Raw genomic sequence first — 17,618 nt, 5'->3', positions numbered from 1 at the left:
GCTGTTCGGCCGGTACGGCCCAGCCTTTTCTCGTTTCTTTCGTTCAAGTCCCGGGCCGCGCCGCTTGCCGCGGCGGCCCCGGCATGGCGGATCGGCTTCCCGGCTTGCAAGGTGAACGCCCCCCGGCAGCCGGCGCACGGCGACGGCCGGCCGGTCACCGGACCCCCACGCTTGCGCACGACAGGTCGCGGCGGTTCGCCGTCGCCACGGCGCTGACGCGGATGTCGGCGAAGGCGGCGGCGAACGGCGCGTCGGCCGCGATCTCGAACGGCACGTCCACGTGCGCGAGGTCCACGCCGCGCCTGGCGAAGCACTCCAGCGGAACCGACACGCTCTGCCGCGTGCCGGCGGCGTAGCCGGCGAGGACCGGGCCGAGGTCGACGTCGCCGCCGCAGCGGCTGCCGCAGCGCATGGCCAGCTTCACCGGGCCTCGCGCGGGCGCGTCGACCACCACGTCGAACTGCAGCGCCGCATGGGCGGCCGCGAGCCTGGTCAGGTCCGCCGGCTGCGCGCCGCGCGCGAGGAAGCGGCCGGGCCCCAGCCAGGTGACCGCCTTGGCGTCCTGCTGCGTGTTGACCTGCACGGTGCGCAGGCGCAGCAGCGGGCGGTCGCCCGGCCAGGCGATCTCGCCGTTGAGGTCCGAGCCCACCGCGCGCTCGCCCTGCGCCGCATCCGCGAGGTACAGCGCGAACGGCGCCACCGCCAGCGTGTGGAACACCGGCATGCTGGAGGCGTCGGCGCAGGCCTTCACCTCGTCGTGCTCGGGCAGCGCGGGCAGATCGTGCCGGGTGGGATAGCGCAGGCCGTAGCCCGGCGCGAACAGCCAGCGCGACGCGCCGGCCTCGTCCGCGTCGGGGCAGGGCACGCCGGGCCACGGACGCGGCAGCGTGCCGGTGAAGTTGGCGCGCCGGCCGTCCGCGCCGGCGGCGAACAGCACGTCGGCCACGCCGCCGCCCTCGCTGCCCGGCAGCCACGCCATCACGAAGGCGTCCGACAGGTTGAGGACGGGATTCACGAACAGCGGCCGCCCCGCCACGAACACCGTCACCACGGGCTTGCCCGATTGCGCCACCTTCTTCAGCAGCGCCGCGTCCCCGGGGTAGCGGTCGCCGAAGCGCAGCGTGGACGAGGGCGCGATGTCGCCCATCATCTCCGCGTACGGCGTCTCGCCGATCACCGCCACGATGGCGTCGTAGTCCTTCGCGTCCACTCCCTGCGCGTTCTCGCTGAAGGCGACGTTGGCCGCGCCGTCGGCGTCGCGCAGGCCGTCCAGGATGCTTTGCGCGTTGGGGAAATCGGCGTTGGTGTTGTCCGTGCCCTGCCAGGTCAGCGACCAGCCGCCGGCCTGGTCCGGCAGGCTGTCGGCGCGCGTGCCGACCACGAGCAGCTTCATGCCGCGCTTCAGCGGCAGCACGTCGCGGTTGTTCTTCAGGAGCACCAGCGATTCGCGCACCGCGCGCCGCGCCAGCGCGCGATCCTGCAGCAGGCGGGCGTCGCCCGCGCCGGGCAGCTGCGACGGGCGCCTGTCGAACAGGCCCATGCGCAGCTTGGCGCGCACGATGCGGCCCACCGCGTCGTCGATGCGCGCCATGGGGATCTCGCCGTCCTGCACCTGGCGCATGGTGTTGGCGATGAAGGCCTTCCAGTCGTCGGGCACCATCACCATGTCTATGCCGGCGTTGATCGCCTGCGGGCAGCTGGCGTTGCTGCAGCCGGGCAGCTGGCCGATCGCGTTCCAGTCGGACACCACGAAGCCGTCGAAGCCCATCTTGCGCTTCAGCGCGTCGGTGAGCAGCGCGGGCGCGCCGGACATCTTGCCGTAGTCCACGCCGCCGGCGGCGTCGTTCCAGCTGTTGTACGAGGCCATCACGCTGAGCACGCCGGCCTCGAGCGCGCCGTAGTAGCCCGCGCCGTGCACGTTGATCATGGTGGACCTGTCCACCCGCGCCTCGCCCTGGTCGGTGCCCTGCCGGGTCGCGCCGTCGCCGACGAAGTGCTTGGCGGTGGCCATCACGTTGTGCGGGCCGAAATCGCCCTGCAGGCCTTCCACGAAGGCGCGCGCGTACTCGCGCACCAGCGAGGGCTGGCTGGAGAAGCTCTCGTAGCTGCGCCCCCAGCGCACGTTCTGCGCCACCGCCAGCGTGGGCGCGAACGCCCAGGTGACGCCGGTGGCGCGCACCGCCTTCGCGGTGGCCGCGCCGATCTCGCGGACCAGCTGCGCATCGTGCGCCGCGCCCAGGCCCACGTTGTGCGGGAACAGCGTGGCGCCGTACACGTTGCTGTGTCCGTGCACCGCGTCGGTGCCCCAGACGACGGGGATCTTCACCGCCATGTCGGTGTGCATCGAGGCGTCGTAGTAGCTGTCCGCCAGCGCGAGCCAGTCCTCGATCGACGCGTGCTTGTCCCGGTTCGGCCACGAGCCGCCGCCGTTGAGCACCGAGCCGATGTAGTACCGGCGCACCTCGTCCGGCGTGATCGACTTGATCTCCGCCTGGGTCATCTGCCCGATCTTCTGCGCCAGCGTCATGCCCGACACGATCCGGCGCACGCGCGCGTCCAGCGCGGGATCGCCGCCGCGGGCGCCCTTGACCGCGGGCCAGTCGGCGTAGTGCGCGGTCGGCGGAAGGTGCTGCCCGGCGGCCTGGGCGCAGGCCAGGCACGCCAGCGCCGCCATCGCGGTCGGACGGTTGCGCCGGCGCTCATTCATCGGCCGTGCCCGTCGCATGCCGCGATGTTCCCTGGCCGGGCCGCCCCGGCTGGCATGGGCGCGCAGCGGCCGCCGGACGCGCAGCGGGCCGACCGTCGAATGGGCATGCTCCCCTCCCCTTGCGATTGTGCGCCGCAGCGCGAGTTTGTGCTCCCCCAGCGCGGCGCAAGCTAGTCAAATGTACAAGCGCTGTCAACACGAAAATACAAGCGCTGTCATTTTGGGCCGCGCGAGGCCGCCGGCGGCAATCGCGCCCGATGGTTGCGCGGTTTTCGCTTCGAGTAGCATTGGCCGCTGCAAGGCGCCAGGGGCACGGGACCGCGGACAGACATGCCAGTGAGAATCGAAGACGTCGCCGCGCATGCCGGCGTTTCCACCAAGACGGTGTCCCGCGTCCTCAACGGCCATCCGAGCGTGCGCGCCAAGCTGCGCACGCGGATCGAGGCCTCGATCCGCGCGCTCAACTACGTGCCCAACCCGTCGGCGCGGGGCCTGGCGGGGAACCGCTCCTACCTGGTCGCGCTGCTGTACGACAACCCGATGTCCAGCTCCAGCTACATCATGGAGCTGATCGTGGGCGTGCTGCAGGCGTGCAAGGAGACGCCGTACAACGCGGTCCTGCACCCCTTCGAGGCGTCGGACGACCTGGTCTCGCGGATCGACGGCTTCGTGGCGCAGCATCGCCCCGACGCGCTGGTCCTGGTGCCGCCCCACGCGAACAACACCAGGCTGCTGCAGCGCCTGGAGGAACTCGACCTGCGCTATGCGACGATCTCCTCGAAATCGCGCCAGTCGCGCATCGACATCGGCTTCGACGAGCGCCGGGCGGCGGCCGACATCGTCGAGCACCTCATCTCGCTCGGGCACCGGCGGATCGGCCACGTGGCCAGCCTGAAGGGGCACGGCGCACATGCGTGGCGGTTGAACGGCTACCGCGACGCGCTGCGCAGGGCCGGCATCGCGTACGACGAATCGCTCGTCGTGCCGGGGGACTTCACCTTCGCTTCCGGCGTGGCCGGCGCGAAGGCGCTGCTCGACCGGCGCGATCCGCCCACGGCGATCTTCGCCGCGAACGACGACACGGCCTGCGGCGTGATGCGCGAAGCCTACGAACGCGGGCTGGCCGTTCCCGGCGACCTCTCGGTATGCGGCTTCGACGACACGCCGGTGTCGCTGCAGATCTCGCCCGGCCTGACGACCGTGCACCAGCCGTGCCGCGAGATGGCGCGCCTGGCCGTGGAATGCGTGCTACGGTCGATCCGCGACCCTGCCATGCGGCAACATACGCACGTCCCGTATCAGGTGCGGCTGCGCGCGTCCACGGCGGCACCCGGGAAGCGCTGAGGGTCCGCCTGCAGCTACGCGGCGCCGCGCGAATGACCATGGGGGCTGTAGCCGGAAAGGCGATGACGACGAGCGACGACCAGCCCGAAGCCGCGCCGCGCGCATTCCGGCATGTGCCCCGGCTGCCGGACGTCGGCGGCGTCGGCTGGAATTTCGTCGCGATCTACGCCGCGGCCTACACGGGCATGTGGATGGCGCTGCTCTCCCCGGTCCTGGTGGGGCTGGCGATGCGCGTGCATGCGCTCGACCCGGTGCATGCCACCGGCAGCCTGTCGCTCGTCATGGGCGTGGGGGCGCTGCTCGCGCTGTTCGGCAACCCGTTCTTCGGCCAGCTGTCGGACCGCACGACCTCGCGCTTCGGCATGCGCCGGCCCTGGCTGATCGCCGGCGCGCTCGGCGGGGCGGCCGGGCTGGCGATCGTCGCGCGGGCCGCGTCGGTCCCGCAGGTCCTGCTGGGCTGGTGCGTCGCCCAGCTCGCCTACAACGCGCAGCTGGCCGCGCTGGTGGCGATCCTGTCCGACCAGGTGCCGCCGCGGCAGCGCGGCACGGTGTCCGGCATCGTGGGCGTCAGCCTGCCGGTGGGCATGGTGGGCGGCACCTGGCTGGTGCAGGCCCTCTCGTCCTCGACGCAGGCGATGTTCCTCACGCCGGCCGCCGTGGCGGTCGCGGGGGCGGTCGGCCTGGCCTGGGCGCTGCCGGACCGCCGGCTGGCCGCGGCGCAGCGGCCGCGCTACGGGCTGCACGAATTCCTCGGCAGCTTCTGGATCAGCCCGTCGCGTTTCCCCGACTTCGGCTGGGTATGGTGCAGCCGCTTCCTGCTCTTCGCCGGGGTCTCGGTGTTGATGACCTACCAGGGGCTCTACCTGATCCACCAGCTGGGCCGCCCGCCGGCCGAGGTGCCGCGCCTGATCTTCCTGTCCACGCTGGTGCAGTCGGGCGCCGTGGTGGTTTTCAGCGGCGTGGGCGGGGGCTTGTCCGATGCCGTCGGGCGGCGCAAGGTCTTCGTGTTCGGCGCGGCGCTGGTCTACGCGCTGGCGCTGCTGGTGATCGCCTTCGCCGCTTCGTATGCCTGGTTCCTGGCGGGCATGGCGATCACCGGCGCCGGGCAGGGGATGTACCTGGCGGTCGATCTCGCCCTGGTGACCGACGTGCTGCCGGACCGCGAGGCCCACGCGGCCAGGAACCTCGGCATATTCAACATCGCCACGGTCATGCCGCAGTCGCTGATGCCGGCGGTCGCTTCGGGCGTGCTGGCCGCGAGCGGCGGGCGCTACACGGTGCTGTTCGTCGTGGCGGCGATCCTCGTCGCGTTGGGGGCATGGGCCATCCAGCCCGTGCGCGGGGTGCGCTGAGCCGGCGTCCGCCGGCGCGTGCGGGTCCGGGGCGGCGGCGCACCCGGGCGTCGTGGGGCGGCGTGGGGCAAAGCCGGCGGGCGTGGCCGTCCGTCGCCGCGGAGGCATGCTGCCGGCGGTTGTGTTGCAGTGCAAAAGATTGCTAACGTGCGGCAACGGCATGACGGGCAGGAGGCCCGCGGACGACGGCGCGCCGACGGGCGCGCGCCGCGCCGCCGCGGGCCGCTGCGCCGACGCTTGCGAGGGGGCGATGGAAGCGGGAGGCGGTTGTGGTCTGACCCGGCGGCAACTGCTGCGGATGATCGGCGCGAGCGCCGGCGCCGCGGCGATGTACCAGGCGATGTCCGGCCTCGGGCTGGCCGCCGAATCGTCCTTCCGCGGGCCGCCGTCCCTGCAGGGCGCGCCGCGGGGCGCCTCGGTACTGGTGCTGGGCGCGGGCCTCGCCGGCATGGTGGCGGCCTACGAGCTGCGCCGGGCCGGCTACGAGGTGCAGCTGCTCGAGTACAACGGGCGCGCCGGCGGCCGCAACTGGAGCCTGCGCGGCGGCGACCGCTACGCCGAGCTGGGCGGCGCGGCCCAGCACTGCCGCTTCGCCGCGGGCCAGTACTTCAACCCCGGGCCGTGGCGGCTGCCCTATCACCACCACGGCATCCTGCACTACTGCCGGGTGCTGGGCGTGCGGCTCGAGGCCTTCGTCCAGACCAACTACAACGCCTACCTGCACAATACCGAGGCCTACGGCGGCAAGCCGCAGCGCTTCCGCGCGGTGAAGGCCGACTACCAGGGGCACGTCGCGGAGCTGCTCGCCAAGGCGGCGCAGGGCGGCGCGCTCGACGGCAGGCTGACCCGCGAGGACCAGGAACGCCTGCTGGAATCGCTGCGCCGCTGGGGCGCGCTGGACCGCAACTACGCCTACGCGGCCGGCCGCGCCAGCAGCGAGCGGCGCGGCTACGCGCGCGACCCGGGCGGCGGCGCCTCGGCGCGCCCGGCCTTCTCGCAGCCGCTGCGGCTGGAGGACCTGCTGGGTTCCAGGCTGTGGGAGAACCTCGCCGAGGGCGATGCATACGAGATGCAGACCCCGCTGTTCCAGCCGGTCGGCGGCATGGGCGCGATCGGCGAGGCCTTCGCGTGCGAGCTGGGCCCGCTGATCCGCTACCACGCCAAGGTGGTGGAGATCCGCCAGGACGAGCGCGGCGTCACCGCCTGGTACGAGGACGCGCGCCGCCCGGGCGGCGCGCGGCGGTCCGCGCGCGCCGACTGGTGCGTGTGCACCATCCCGCTGTCGGTGCTCGGCCAGATCCCGATGAACGTGGGCGCGGCGATGGCCGAGGCGATCGCCGCCGTGCCCTATGCCGCGGCGGTGAAGATCGGCCTGCAGTTCAAGCGGCGCTTCTGGGAGCAGGACGAGCAGATCTACGGCGGCATCACCTATACCGACCTGCCGATCGGCACCATCGGCTATCCCAGCAGCGGCTACCACGACGGCGGCAAGGCGGTGCTGCTCGGCGCCTACGCATGGGGCACGGACGCCATGGAGCTCACCGCGATGGCGCCGGAGGAGCGCGTGCGCCAGGCGGTGGCGCAGGGCGCCCGCATCCATCCGCAGTATCCGCGGGAGTTCGACAACGGCGTCGCGGTGGCGTGGCACCGCGCGCCGTTCACGCTGGGCTGCTTCGCCCTGTGGTCGGAGGAGGCGCGCGCGAAGCACTACGACGACCTGTGCGCCATCGACGGGCGCATCGTGCTGGCCGGCGAGCACGCCTCCTACCTGCCGGCGTGGCAGGAGGGCGCGGTGACCTCGGCGCTGGATGCGATCGGGCGGCTGCACCGGCGCGCGGCGGCGGGAGGTGCGGCATGACGCGGCGCATCGCCTGCGGCCTGCTCGCCCTCGCGTTGCTCGGGGCGGCGGGCGCGGCGCGCGCCGACCATGCCGGCGCGCACCGTCGCCGCGGCGGCGTGCAGGCGGCGACCGGCGAGGCGGTCTACCGGCAGATCTGCCAGGGCTGCCACATGCCCGACGGCCGCGGCGCGGTCGGCGCGGGGCGCTACCCGGCCTTCGCGGGCGACCCCACCCTGGTCTCGGCCAGCTACGTGGCGGCGACGGTGCTGCTCGGGCGGCGCGACATGCCGTCCTTCGCGGAGCGCGCGGAGGCGGACGGCGAGGCGTTCTTCGGCCGCACCACGCTCACCGACGCGCAGGTCGCGGCCGTGGTCAACTACGTGCGCACGCATTTCGGCAACCATTACCCGGACGCCATCGGCGAGGCCGAGGTCAGGGCGCTGCGCCAGGGCAGCCCGTGACCGGCGGCTGCGGCCGGCGTTCCCCGTCCAGCCAGGAGACTCCCATGCATCCGACGATCCGCCATGCCCTGCTGCTCGGCTGCCTGCTGCCGCCCGCCCTCGCCGGCGCGCAGGCGGTGGTGCGCCACAGGATCCCCGGCAGCAGCTTCCCGATTTCCGCCGCGGTCGAGGTGCCGGCGGGCAGGACCCTGGTGTTCCTCAGCGGCACGGTGCCGCCGGTGGCCGATCCCCAGGCGCCGAAGGACTCGGTGGCCGCCTACGGCGACACCCGGACGCAGACCGCCGGCGTGCTCGCGTCGATCGAGAAGCAGCTCAGGGCGCTGGGCCTGGGCATGGGCGACGTGGTGAAGATGCAGGCGTTCCTGGTCGGCGACCCGGCCAAGGGCGGCAGGATGGACTTCGCCGGTTTCATGCAGGGCTACACGCAGTTCTTCGGCACCAGGGAGCAGCCGAACCTGCCGGTGCGCTCGGCGCTGCAGGTGGCGGCGCTGGCCAATCCCGGCTTCCTGGTGGAGATCGAGGTGACCGCCGTGCGCCCGTGACGGCGCGGCGGCTTTTTCGCGCCGCGCGCCAGCCTGTACGCTTAGCGCTTTGGCCCGGATGCAGCGCATGAGCCCTTCCGCACAACCCCGCATCGGCATCATCGGCCTGGGCTACGTCGGCCTGCCGCTGGCGGTGGAGTTCGGGCGCCACTTCGACACCGTCGGCTTCGACATCAACGCGCAGCGCGTGGCCGAGCTGCGCGGCGGCAGCGACCACACGCTGGAGACCTCGCCCGAGCAGCTCGCCGCGGCGGCGCGGCTGCGCTTCAGCGACGCCGCCGCGGACCTGCGCGACCGCAACGTCTACGTCGTCACCGTGCCCACGCCGATCGACGAGGCGCAGCGGCCCGACCTCAGGCCGCTGGAGTCGGCCTGCCGCCTGCTCGGCGGCCTGCTCGCGCATGGCGACCTGGTGGTGTTCGAGTCCACCGTGTACCCGGGCACCACCGAGGAAGTGTGCGTGCCGATCCTGGAGGCCGGCTCCGGGCTGCGCTTCAACGTCGACTTCTTCTGCGGCTACAGCCCCGAGCGGATCAACCCCGGCGACCACGCCCGGCGCGTGGTGGACATCGTCAAGCTCACCTCCGGCTCCACGCCGGAGGCCGCCGAGCGGGTGGACGCGCTGTACCGCGCGATCATCCGCGCGGGCACGCACAAGACCTCCTCGATCCGCGTGGCCGAGGCGGCCAAGGTGATCGAGAACGTGCAGCGCGACGTCAACATCGCCCTGGTCAACGAGCTGGCGCTGATCTTCCACCGCCTCGGCATCGACACCGAGGAGGTGCTCGCCGCGGCGGGCACCAAGTGGAACTTCCTGCCGTTCCGGCCGGGCCTGGTCGGCGGCCACTGCATCGGCGTGGACCCGTACTACCTCACCCACAAGGCCGAGATCACCGGCTACCACCCGGAGCTGATCCTCGCCGCGCGGCGCATCAACAGCCGCATGGGCACCTACGTGGCCGACCGGGTGATCCGCCTGATGAGCGAGCGGCGGCTGCACATCGTCGACGCGCGCGTGCTGGTGCTGGGCTTCGCCTTCAAGGAGAACTGCCCGGACCTGCGCAACACGCGGGTGATCGACATCGTGCGCGAGCTGGAATCCGCGCGCGCGCGGGTGGACGTGTACGACCCGTGGGTGGACGCGGCCGAGGCCGCGCGCGAGTACCGCGTGCGGCCGATCGCGGAGATTCCCGCGGGCGCCTACGACGCGGTGATCGTGGCGGTGGCGCACCGCCAGTTCCGCGAGATGGGCGCCGCGCGCATCCGCGCGTTCGGCAAGCCGGGCGCGGTGCTGTACGACGTGAAGTCGGTGCTGCCGCAGGCGGCGGTCGACGGGCGGCTCTGACGGGCCGCCCCGGACGGGGCCGGGCGCCGGATGGCCGGCGCCGCGGCCCGGCGCGTCACAGGAACATGCCGCCGGAAACCTCGATGCGCTGGCCCGTCACCCAGCGGTTCGCGTCGTCCAGCAGCAGGGCGATCATCGGGCCGATGTCGTCCGGCACGCCGGCGCGGCCCAGCGCGGTGACCGCGGCCACCGTGCGGTTGACCTCGGGGTTGTCGCGCACCGCGCCGCCGCGGAAGTCGGTCTCGATGGCGCCGGGCGCCACGGTGTTCACCGCGATGCCGCGCGGGGCCAGTTCCTTGGCCAGGTAGCGGGTCAGCACCTCGACCGCGCCCTTCATCGCCGCGTAGGCCGAGGAGCCGGGCAGGGAGAAGCGCGCCAGGCCGCTGGAGACGTTGACGATGCGCCCGCCGTCGCGGAGCAGCGGCAGCAGCCGCTGGGTGAGGAAGAACACGCCCTTGAGGTGCACGCGGTAGAGCGCGTCGAAGTCGGCCTCGGTGGTTTCCGCGAAGCCCGCCTGCAGGCCGGTGCCGGCGTTGTTGACCAGGTGGTCGAACTGCTCGCGGCCCCACTGCCCGCGCAGCGCGTCGCGGACCTGCCCGGCGAAGCCGCCGAAGGCGGCGGTGTCGCCGGCGTCGAGCCGCAGGGCGACGGCCTTGCGGCCCAGCGCGCGGATTTCCTCCACCGCGGCCTCGGCCTCGGCGCGGTTGCTGTGGTAGGTGAGGATCGCGTCCACGCCGCGCCGGGCCAGGCTGACGGCGGTGTTGCGGCCCAGGCCGCGGCTGCCGCCGGTGACGAGGGCGATCTTCGGCGTGGCGGAAGGCGTGGTGGCGGACATGCGTGGCTCCGTGGCGGGATGGGACATGCCCCGCAATCTAGGCCCGCGCCCGCATGGACCGAATGCCGGAAGCCACGGATTTCTTGCCTGATCCTCCAGGCCGGGACGGCGCAGCCGTTGCGGGCGCCGTCGTCGGACGCACAATGGACCCCCCATCGCCGGCCGCCGGAGACCGCCATGACCCAAGCCCTGAAAGAGGCCCTGGTCCGCTACACGGACGCCCGCGGCGGCGCCGACGGCGCCTACGCCACCGCCGTCGACGGCCTGTACCTGATGCGCGCCAGCGGCGAGGCGCTGCCCACCGCGCGCGTCTACCGGCCGGCGCTGTGCGTGGTCGTGCAGGGCGCCAAGCAGGTGCTGCTGGGCGAGGCGGCGTTCGACTACACGGAAGGGCAGGCGCTGGTGGTGAGCGTCGAGCTGCCCGTGCTCGGCAAGGTGACCCGGGCCAGCGCGCAGCGGCCCTTCCTCGGCCTCAACCTGGACCTCGACGTGGGCATCCTGCGCGAGGTGATGGCGCAGCTCGATCCGCCGCCGCGACCCGGCCCCGGCCGGCTGGGCCTGTTCGTCGGCGGGCTCGGCGAGGCGCTGGCCGACTGCGTGCTGCGCCTGCTCAGGCTGCTGGACACGCCGGAGGCGGTGCCGGTGCTCTACCCCGGCCTCATGCGCGAGATCGGCTACTGGCTGCTCGCCGGCCCCCACGCGGGCGAGGTGTGCAAGATCGCGCTGGCCAGCGGCCCCACCCAGCGCATCGCCGAGGCGATCCGCCTGCTGCGCGAGGACATCGCGCGGCCGGTGCGCATCGGGCAGCTCGCCGCCGCGGCGAACATGAGCCCTTCCTCGTTCCACCAGCACTTCAAGACGCTGACCTCGATGACGCCGCTGCAATACCAGAAGCAGCTGCGCCTGCTCGAGGCGCGGCGGCTGATGCTGGCGGGCCAGGCCAACGCGGCCGCCGCGGCCTACCGGGTGGGCTACGAGAGCGCCTCGCAGTTCAGCCGCGAATACGCGCGCATGTTCGGCGCGCCGCCGCGGCGCGACGTGGCCTGCGCGCGCGCGCCGGCCATGCCGGCCTGAGGAGGCGTCGCCGGCGGCGTCCCGCGGCGGGACGCCGCCGCGCCCGTCACAGGTTGTAGCCGCGCTCCTCGTGCAGCGAGAGGTCGAGGCCGACCTGCTCCTGCTCCTCGCTCACGCGCAGGCCGACGGTCCAGTCGACCAGCTTGAGCAGCACCAGGCTCAGCACCGCGCTCCACGCGATGGTGAAGCCCACGCCCTTGGCCTGGACCCACAGCTGCGCCAGCGGCGAGGCCACCGCCGCGTCGAAGCCGCCCAGCGCGGGCGAGGCCAGCGGGCCGGTGAGCAGGCCGCCGAGGATGCCGGCCACCGCGTGCACGCCGAACACGTCCAGCGAATCGTCGTAGCCCAGCCGGCGCTTGAGCCGGGTCGCGGTGAAGAAGCACGCCACGCCCGCGGCGATGCCCAGCAGCAGCGCGCCGCCGGGGCCGGCGGTGCCGGCGGCCGGGGTCACCGCGACCAGGCCCGCCACCGCGCCGGAGACGATGCCCAGCACGCTGGGCCGGCCGTGCAGCGCCCACTCGACCGCCATCCAGCCCAGCGCGGCGCCCGCGGTGGCGATCTGCGTGACCAGCATCGCCATGCCGGCGCTGCCGTTGGCGGCCACCGCCGAGCCGGCGTTGAAGCCGAACCAGCCCAGCCACAGCAGGCTGCCGCCCACCACGGTGTAGCCCAGGTTGTGCGGCGGCATCGGCGTGGCGGGATAGCCCCTGCGCTTGCCGATCACCAGGCAGGCGACCAGGCCGGCGATGCCGGCGTTGATGTGCACCACGGTGCCGCCGGCGAAGTCCAGCACGCCCAGGTCGCCGAGCAGCGAGCCGGGGCCGCTCCACACCATGTGCGCCATCGGCAGGTACACCACGGTCAGCCACAGGCCGCTGAACCACAGCAGCGCGCTGAACTTCATGCGCTCGGCGAAGGCGCCCACGATCAGCGCCGGCGTGATGATCGCGAAGGTGAGCTGGAACATCACGAACACGCTCTCGGGCACCGTGTTGTAGAGCGAGTCCGGCTTCAGCCCGGCGAGCAGCGCGCGGTCGAGCGCGCCGACGATGGAATGCAGGTTCACCGCGCCGGCCTGCATGCCCGCGGTGCTGAAGGCCAGCGAATAGCCGTACAGCAGCCACAGCACGCTCACCAGCGCGGTGATGGCGAAGCACTGCATCAGCACCGACAGCAGGTTCTTCGCGCGCACCATGCCGCCGTAGAACAGCGCCAGGCCGGGGATGGTCATCAGCAGCACCAGCATGGTGGCGGTGAGCATCCAGGCGGTGTCGCCGCCGTTGAGCGTGGGCGCCCCCTGCGCCTGCACCGGCGCGGCGAGCGCCAGCAGGCCATGGAGCAAGGCGACGCGCACCGGCCCGCGGACTCTGCCCGTTCCCCGCTTCTCAGAGCGCATCGGCATCGACCTCCTGCGTGCGGATGCGGACCACCTGCTCCAGCGCCGCGACGAAGATCTTGCCGTCGCCCACCTTGCCGGTGCGCGCGGCGTTGCCGATCGCCTCCACCGCCTGCTCGACCTGCTCGTCGGTGACGGCGAGCTCGATCTTCAGCTTGGGCAGAAAATCCACCACGTACTCGGCGCCGCGGTACAGCTCGGTGTGCCCGTGCTGGCGGCCGAAGCCCTTGACCTCGGTGACCGTCATGCCCTGCACGCCGGCCTCGGCCAGCGCCTCGCGCACCTCGTCGAGCTTGAACGGCTTGATCACGGCGGTGATCCATTTCATGCACGGCCTCCCCTTGCGCTGTGGATGCTGCGGTACAGCATGAGGCGTGCCATGCGCGCGGAAAGCCTGCCGGAGCGGCGTTTGCGCGCCCGCCCGGACGCGGGGCGGTGCGGCGCGGCATTGCCGTGGTGCGGCGCTTGCCCGCACTTGGTGCAACGGGGCGGTCCGACCGGAGGCACATTTGACCGGCAGCGCCCTAATCAGTACCATTTTGGTCTGGATTTGGACCGCTCCCCATGCTCCGCGTCAGCCGCCTCGTCGATTACGCCACCGTGGTGATGACCTGCATCGCCGGCCATCCGGACGCGGTGCTGAGCACGGCGCAGATCGCCGAGGAGACCCGGCTGGAGCTGCCCACCGTCAGCAAGCTGCTGAAGTCGCTCAGCCACGCCGGGCTGGTGGAGTCGTTCCGCGGCGTCAACGGCGGCTACCGGCTGGCCCGGCCGGCCCGGCAGATCAGCGTGGCGGAGATCGTCGAGGCGATGGAAGGCCCGCTGGGCATGACCGAATGCAGCCTGGCCGTGGGCCAGTGCGACCGCGAGGCCGGCTGCTCCGTGCGCGGCGGCTGGCAGCGCATCAACCTCGCGCTCGACCGCGCGCTGCGCGCGATGAGCCTGGCCGACATGCTGCAGCCGCCGGCCACGGTCGCCACCGTCGCGCTCTCCGAACTCAAAGGCAGGACCGCACCATGATCCCCGACAACGGCGACAGCACCGCCACCGCGCTGCGCGGCAACGCCGAGGTCGCCGAGGCGCTCGGCCGCCGCTACGCGGCCGGCTTCGTCACCGACATCGAGACCGACAGCCTGCCGCCCGGGCTGAGCGAGGACGTCATCCGCCAGCTCTCCGCGCGCAAGGGCGAGCCGGCGTGGATGACCGAGTGGCGCCTGGCGGCCTACCGCCACTGGCTGACCATGCCGGCGCCGCACTGGGCCAAGCTCGACATCGGGCCGATCGACTTCCAGGCGATCAGCTACTACGCCTCGCCGAAGAACCGGCCGAAGTCGCTGGAGGAGGTCGACCCCAAGCTGCTGGAGACCTACGACAAGCTCGGCGTGCCGCTGCACGAGCGCGCCAGGCTCGCGGGCGTGGCGGTGGACGCGGTGTTCGACTCGGTCTCGGTGGGCACCACCTTCCGCAAGGAGCTGGCCGACGCCGGCGTGATCTTCTGCTCGATGAGCGAGGCGATCCGCGAGTATCCCGAGCTGGTGCGCCAGTACCTGGGCAGCGTGGTGCCGCCGGGCGACAACTACTTCGCCGCGCTCAACTCGGCGGTGTTCTCCGACGGCTCGTTCGTGTTCATCCCCAGGGGCGTGCGCTGCCCGATGGAGCTGTCCACCTACTTCCGCATCAACGCCGGCCACACCGGCCAGTTCGAGCGCACGCTGATCGTCGCGGAGGAGGGCGCCTACGTGTCCTACCTGGAAGGCTGCACCGCGCCGATGCGCGACGAGAACCAGCTGCACGCGGCGGTGGTGGAGCTGGTGGCGCTGGAGAAGGCGCAGATCAAGTATTCCACCGTGCAGAACTGGTACCCCGGCGACGAGGAAGGCCGCGGCGGCATCTACAACTTCGTGACCAAGCGCGGCGACTGCCGCGGCGACGACTCGAAGATCTCCTGGACGCAGGTGGAGACCGGCTCCGCGATCACCTGGAAGTACCCGAGCTGCGTGCTGCGCGGCGACCGTTCGGTGGGCGAGTTCTACTCGGTGGCGCTGACCCACCACCGCCAGCAGGCCGACACCGGCACCAAGATGATCCACCTGGGCAAGGGCACCAAGTCCAAGATCGTCTCCAAGGGCATCAGCGCCGGCCGCAGCAGCAACAGCTACCGCGGCCTGGTGAAGGTGGAGAAGGGCGCCGAGGGCGCGCGCAACTACACGCAGTGCGACAGCCTGCTGATCGGCAAGCAGTGCGGCGCGCACACCTTCCCGTACATGGAGGTGAAGAACCCCAGCGCCATCGTCGAGCACGAGGCCACCACCTCGAAGATCTCCGACGACCAGCTGTTCTACTGCCGCAGCCGCGGCATCGGCGAGGAGGACGCGGTGTCGATGATCGTCGACGGCTTCTGCAAGCAGGTGTTCCGCGAGCTGCCGATGGAGTTCGCGGTGGAGGCGAAGAAGCTGCTGGAAATCTCGCTGGAAGGTGCCGTCGGTTGAGCTTTCTCCTTCTCCCTCCGGGAGAAGGTGCCCGGAGGGCGGATGAGGGTACGAGCGGAGCGAGGCGTTCCGTTCCAGCCGAACCCCCGCCCCGACCCCTCTCCCGCGGGGAGCGGGGCTCAAGATCAGGAACGAACATGCTGAAGATCGAAAACCTGCACGCCCGCGTCGAGGGCAAGGACATCCTCAAGGGCCTCACGCTCGCCGTGAACGCGGGCGAGGTGCACGCCATCATGGGCCCCAACGGCGCCGGCAAGTCCACCCTGGGCAACGTGCTGGCCGGGCGCGAGGGCTACGAGGTGACGGCCGGCTCGGTCACCTTCGACGGCGTGGACCTGCTGGCGCTGGAGCCGGAGGAGCGCGCCGCCGCCGGCGTGTTCCTCGCCTTCCAGTACCCGGTCGAGATCCCCGGCGTGAACAACACCTACTTCCTGCGCGCCGCGCTGAACGCGCAGCGCAAGGCGCGCGGCGAGCCGGAGCTGGATTCCATGCAGTTCCTCAAGCTGGTGCGCGAGAAGCTCAAGGTCATGCGCATCTCCGACGAGCTGCTGCACCGCGCGGTGAACGAGGGCTTCTCCGGCGGCGAGAAGAAGCGCAACGAGATCTTCCAGATGGCGGTGCTGGAGCCGAAGCTCGCCATCCTCGACGAGACCGACTCGGGCCTGGACATCGACGCGCTCAAGCAGGTGGCCGAGGGCGTCAACGCGCTGCGCTCGCCGGAGCGCTCGTTCCTGGTGGTCACGCACTACCAGCGCCTGCTCGACTACATCGTGCCCGACTTCGTGCACGTGCTGGCCGACGGGCGCATCGTGGAGAGCGGCGACAAGAGCCTGGCGCTGAAGCTGGAGGCGCACGGCTACGCCTGGGTCGCCGAGCACGGCGAGCCGGCCGGAGCGGGCGCATGAGCCAGCCGTCGCCGTCGCCGTTCGTGGCCTCGCAGCTGGCCGCGGCGCTGCCGCAGAGCGGCGTCGCCTGGCTGGACGCCGCGCGGCGGGAGAACCTGGACGCCTTCGTCGCCGCCGGCCTGCCCGACGCGCGGACGGAGGCGTGGAAGTACACCGCGCTGCGCGCGCTGGCGCAGCGCAGCTACGCCGCGGGCGACGCGCAGGCGCGCGCGGTCGATCCCGCCGCGCTGGCGCTGCCGGGCGTGGCGGGGCCGCGGCTGGTGTTCGTCAACGGCGTCTACCGCGCCGACCTGTCGCGGGCCGACGCGCTGCCCGCGGGCGTGAGCCTGCAGCCGCTGGCGCGGGCGCTGCGCACGGAGGCCGAGCCGCTGCGCTTCGCGCTGGCGCGCCGCTACCGCGAGGACGGCGACGCCTTCGCCCGGCTCAACGCCGCGCTGGCCGCCGACGGCGCGGTGCTGCGCGTGGCGCCGGGCGCGGCCCCGGCGCAGCCGGTGCACCTGGTGTTCGTCGGCGCGCCGGCCGAGGGCGACGTGGCCTGGCACGTCCGCAACGTGGTCGAGCTGGGCGAGGGCGCCGCGCTGACGCTGGTGGAGCACCACCTGGCGAGCGGCGCGCAGGCGCACTTCGCCACGCTGGCCGCCGACTTCGTGCTGCGCGACGGCGCGCGGCTGCGCCAGCTGACCGTGCAGGACGCCGCCGAGGGCGCCACGCTGGTGCGCCATACCGGCCTGCAGCTCGGCGCGCGGGCGGCGGCGCGCCTGCACGTGCTGGAGCTGGGCGGTTCGCTGGTGCGCCACGACCTGCGCGCGCTGCTGGCCGGCGACGGCGCGCGGCTGGACACGCGCGGCGTGTTCGCCCTGCGCGGCCGCCAGCACGCCGATACGCAGATGGCGATCCGCCACCAGGCGCGCGGCACGGCGTCGGACTCGGTATGGCGCGGCGTGGCCGACCAGCGCGCGCGCGGCGTGTTCCGCGGCGCCATCGTGGTGGCGCCGGGCGCCGACGGCAGCGACGCCGCCCTGAGCAACAAGAACCTGCTGCTCTCCGCGCAGGCCGAGATCGACACCAAGCCGGAGCTGGAGATCTACGCCGACGAGGTGAAGGCCGCGCACGGCGCCACCGTCGGCCAGCTCGACGAGCGCGCGCTGTTCTACCTGCGCTCGCGCGGCATCCCGCAAGCGCAAGCGCGCGCCATGCTCACCGTCGCGTTCTGCGAGGCGGTGCTGGCGGACCTGGACCTGCCCGCGCTGCGCGAGCACCTGGCGGCGCTGCTGGCCGCGCGGCTGCCGGGCGGGGCGGCCTGAACCCGCCGCGATGGCTTCCACCGG

At 72.7% G+C, this 17,618-nt stretch carries 15 protein-coding genes; 11 read left to right on the top strand and 4 right to left on the bottom strand.

Annotated elements, in window-relative coordinates; translation table 11 throughout:
- Positions 1-154: 154 nt before the first annotated feature.
- Complete coding sequence (locus tag C7456_RS05260; RefSeq protein WP_245889777.1) at positions 155-2,707, bottom strand: glycoside hydrolase family 3 protein; 2,553 nt, start codon at positions 2,705-2,707, stop codon at positions 155-157.
- A gap of 330 nt (positions 2,708-3,037) precedes the next feature.
- Here C7456_RS05260 and C7456_RS05255 point away from each other — a divergent pair, with 330 nt between their 5' ends.
- The 6 genes from C7456_RS05255 (at position 3,038) to C7456_RS05230 (ending at position 9,591) form a co-directional block, all read left to right on the top strand.
- Positions 3,038-4,051 carry a LacI family DNA-binding transcriptional regulator gene (locus C7456_RS05255; protein ID WP_109722706.1) on the top strand — a complete coding sequence of 338 codons (1,014 nt, stop codon included), beginning with the start codon at positions 3,038-3,040 and terminating at the stop codon, positions 4,049-4,051.
- A gap of 62 nt (positions 4,052-4,113) precedes the next feature.
- Positions 4,114-5,403: an MFS transporter gene (locus tag C7456_RS05250; RefSeq protein WP_109722705.1), complete on the top strand. Its 1,290-nt coding sequence runs from the start codon at positions 4,114-4,116 to the stop codon at positions 5,401-5,403.
- A 250-nt stretch (positions 5,404-5,653) separates the two neighbouring features.
- On the top strand, positions 5,654-7,261 hold the full coding sequence (locus C7456_RS05245; protein WP_170120175.1) for a flavin monoamine oxidase family protein: 1,608 nt from the start codon (positions 5,654-5,656) through the stop codon (positions 7,259-7,261).
- On the top strand, positions 7,258-7,704 hold the full coding sequence (locus C7456_RS05240; protein WP_109722704.1) for a c-type cytochrome: 447 nt from the start codon (positions 7,258-7,260) through the stop codon (positions 7,702-7,704). The genes C7456_RS05245 and C7456_RS05240 overlap by 4 nt, the downstream gene beginning before the upstream one ends.
- A 44-nt stretch (positions 7,705-7,748) precedes the next feature.
- Complete coding sequence (locus C7456_RS05235; RefSeq protein WP_109722703.1) at positions 7,749-8,246, top strand: RidA family protein; 498 nt, start codon at positions 7,749-7,751, stop codon at positions 8,244-8,246.
- A gap of 67 nt (positions 8,247-8,313) precedes the next feature.
- Entirely contained in the window at positions 8,314-9,591 is a 1,278-nt protein-coding gene (locus tag C7456_RS05230; RefSeq protein ID WP_109722797.1) for a nucleotide sugar dehydrogenase, read from the top strand.
- A gap of 55 nt (positions 9,592-9,646) precedes the next feature.
- On the opposite strand, the gene C7456_RS05225 is transcribed toward C7456_RS05230, so the two are convergent.
- Positions 9,647-10,426 (bottom strand): SDR family NAD(P)-dependent oxidoreductase, encoded by a 780-nt coding sequence (locus tag C7456_RS05225; RefSeq protein WP_109722702.1) that lies wholly within the window; start codon positions 10,424-10,426, stop codon positions 9,647-9,649.
- Positions 10,427-10,603: 177 nt separating this feature from the next.
- Between C7456_RS05225 and C7456_RS05220 the strand changes: the two genes are divergently transcribed.
- Positions 10,604-11,500 (top strand): AraC family transcriptional regulator, encoded by an 897-nt coding sequence (locus tag C7456_RS05220; RefSeq protein WP_109722701.1) that lies wholly within the window; start codon positions 10,604-10,606, stop codon positions 11,498-11,500.
- A gap of 46 nt (positions 11,501-11,546) precedes the next feature.
- Here the strand turns inward: C7456_RS05220 and C7456_RS05215 are convergent, their stop codons facing one another.
- Both C7456_RS05215 and C7456_RS05210 read right to left on the bottom strand, forming a co-directional pair.
- Positions 11,547-12,854, bottom strand: coding sequence for an ammonium transporter (locus C7456_RS05215; RefSeq protein WP_425454618.1), 1,308 nt, complete (start codon positions 12,852-12,854; stop codon positions 11,547-11,549).
- A gap of 31 nt (positions 12,855-12,885) precedes the next feature.
- Positions 12,886-13,224, bottom strand: coding sequence for a P-II family nitrogen regulator (locus C7456_RS05210; protein ID WP_109722700.1), 339 nt, complete (start codon positions 13,222-13,224; stop codon positions 12,886-12,888).
- A gap of 236 nt (positions 13,225-13,460) precedes the next feature.
- On the opposite strand from C7456_RS05210, the gene C7456_RS05205 reads away from it, so the two are divergent.
- From C7456_RS05205 to sufD, 4 genes are all read left to right on the top strand, one after another.
- The gene (locus C7456_RS05205) at positions 13,461-13,916 is read left to right on the top strand and encodes an SUF system Fe-S cluster assembly regulator (RefSeq protein WP_109722699.1); all 456 of its coding nucleotides are present in this window, start codon (positions 13,461-13,463) and stop codon (positions 13,914-13,916) included.
- The gene (sufB, locus tag C7456_RS05200) at positions 13,913-15,385 is read left to right on the top strand and encodes a Fe-S cluster assembly protein SufB (protein WP_109722698.1); all 1,473 of its coding nucleotides are present in this window, start codon (positions 13,913-13,915) and stop codon (positions 15,383-15,385) included. The genes C7456_RS05205 and sufB overlap by 4 nt, the downstream gene beginning before the upstream one ends.
- A gap of 137 nt (positions 15,386-15,522) precedes the next feature.
- Positions 15,523-16,290, top strand: a complete 768-nt coding sequence (gene sufC / locus C7456_RS05195) for a Fe-S cluster assembly ATPase SufC (protein ID WP_109722697.1) — start codon at positions 15,523-15,525, stop codon at positions 16,288-16,290.
- A complete protein-coding gene (gene sufD / locus C7456_RS05190; protein ID WP_109722696.1) occupies positions 16,287-17,594 on the top strand; it encodes a Fe-S cluster assembly protein SufD in 1,308 nt (435 codons plus the stop codon). Before sufC ends, sufD begins: the two co-directional genes overlap by 4 nt.
- Positions 17,595-17,618: the final 24 nt, after the last annotated feature.

Source organism: Fulvimonas soli (assembly GCF_003148905.1).
Taxonomy (GTDB): Bacteria; Pseudomonadota; Gammaproteobacteria; order Xanthomonadales; family Rhodanobacteraceae; genus Fulvimonas; species Fulvimonas soli.
Note: the sequence above shows the minus strand (reverse complement) of the source record. Positions and strands in the feature narration are given on the sequence as shown.

Excerpts from the sequence above, each read along its gene's own strand:
- C7456_RS05260 (WP_245889777.1), bottom strand. The coding sequence starts at position 2,707 with ATGAATGAGCGCCGGCGCAACCGTCCGACCGCGATGGCGGCGCTGGCG.
- C7456_RS05255 (WP_109722706.1), top strand. The coding sequence starts at position 3,038 with ATGCCAGTGAGAATCGAAGACGTCGCCGCGCATGCCGGCGTTTCCACC.
- C7456_RS05250 (WP_109722705.1), top strand. The coding sequence starts at position 4,114 with ATGACGACGAGCGACGACCAGCCCGAAGCCGCGCCGCGCGCATTCCGG.
- C7456_RS05245 (WP_170120175.1), top strand. The coding sequence starts at position 5,654 with ATGGAAGCGGGAGGCGGTTGTGGTCTGACCCGGCGGCAACTGCTGCGG.
- C7456_RS05240 (WP_109722704.1), top strand. The coding sequence starts at position 7,258 with ATGACGCGGCGCATCGCCTGCGGCCTGCTCGCCCTCGCGTTGCTCGGG.
- C7456_RS05235 (WP_109722703.1), top strand. The coding sequence starts at position 7,749 with ATGCATCCGACGATCCGCCATGCCCTGCTGCTCGGCTGCCTGCTGCCG.
- C7456_RS05230 (WP_109722797.1), top strand. The coding sequence starts at position 8,314 with ATGAGCCCTTCCGCACAACCCCGCATCGGCATCATCGGCCTGGGCTAC.
- C7456_RS05225 (WP_109722702.1), bottom strand. The coding sequence starts at position 10,426 with ATGTCCGCCACCACGCCTTCCGCCACGCCGAAGATCGCCCTCGTCACC.
- C7456_RS05220 (WP_109722701.1), top strand. The coding sequence starts at position 10,604 with ATGACCCAAGCCCTGAAAGAGGCCCTGGTCCGCTACACGGACGCCCGC.
- C7456_RS05210 (WP_109722700.1), bottom strand. The coding sequence starts at position 13,224 with ATGAAATGGATCACCGCCGTGATCAAGCCGTTCAAGCTCGACGAGGTG.
- C7456_RS05205 (WP_109722699.1), top strand. The coding sequence starts at position 13,461 with ATGCTCCGCGTCAGCCGCCTCGTCGATTACGCCACCGTGGTGATGACC.
- sufB (WP_109722698.1), top strand. The coding sequence starts at position 13,913 with ATGATCCCCGACAACGGCGACAGCACCGCCACCGCGCTGCGCGGCAAC.
- sufC (WP_109722697.1), top strand. The coding sequence starts at position 15,523 with ATGCTGAAGATCGAAAACCTGCACGCCCGCGTCGAGGGCAAGGACATC.
- sufD (WP_109722696.1), top strand. The coding sequence starts at position 16,287 with ATGAGCCAGCCGTCGCCGTCGCCGTTCGTGGCCTCGCAGCTGGCCGCG.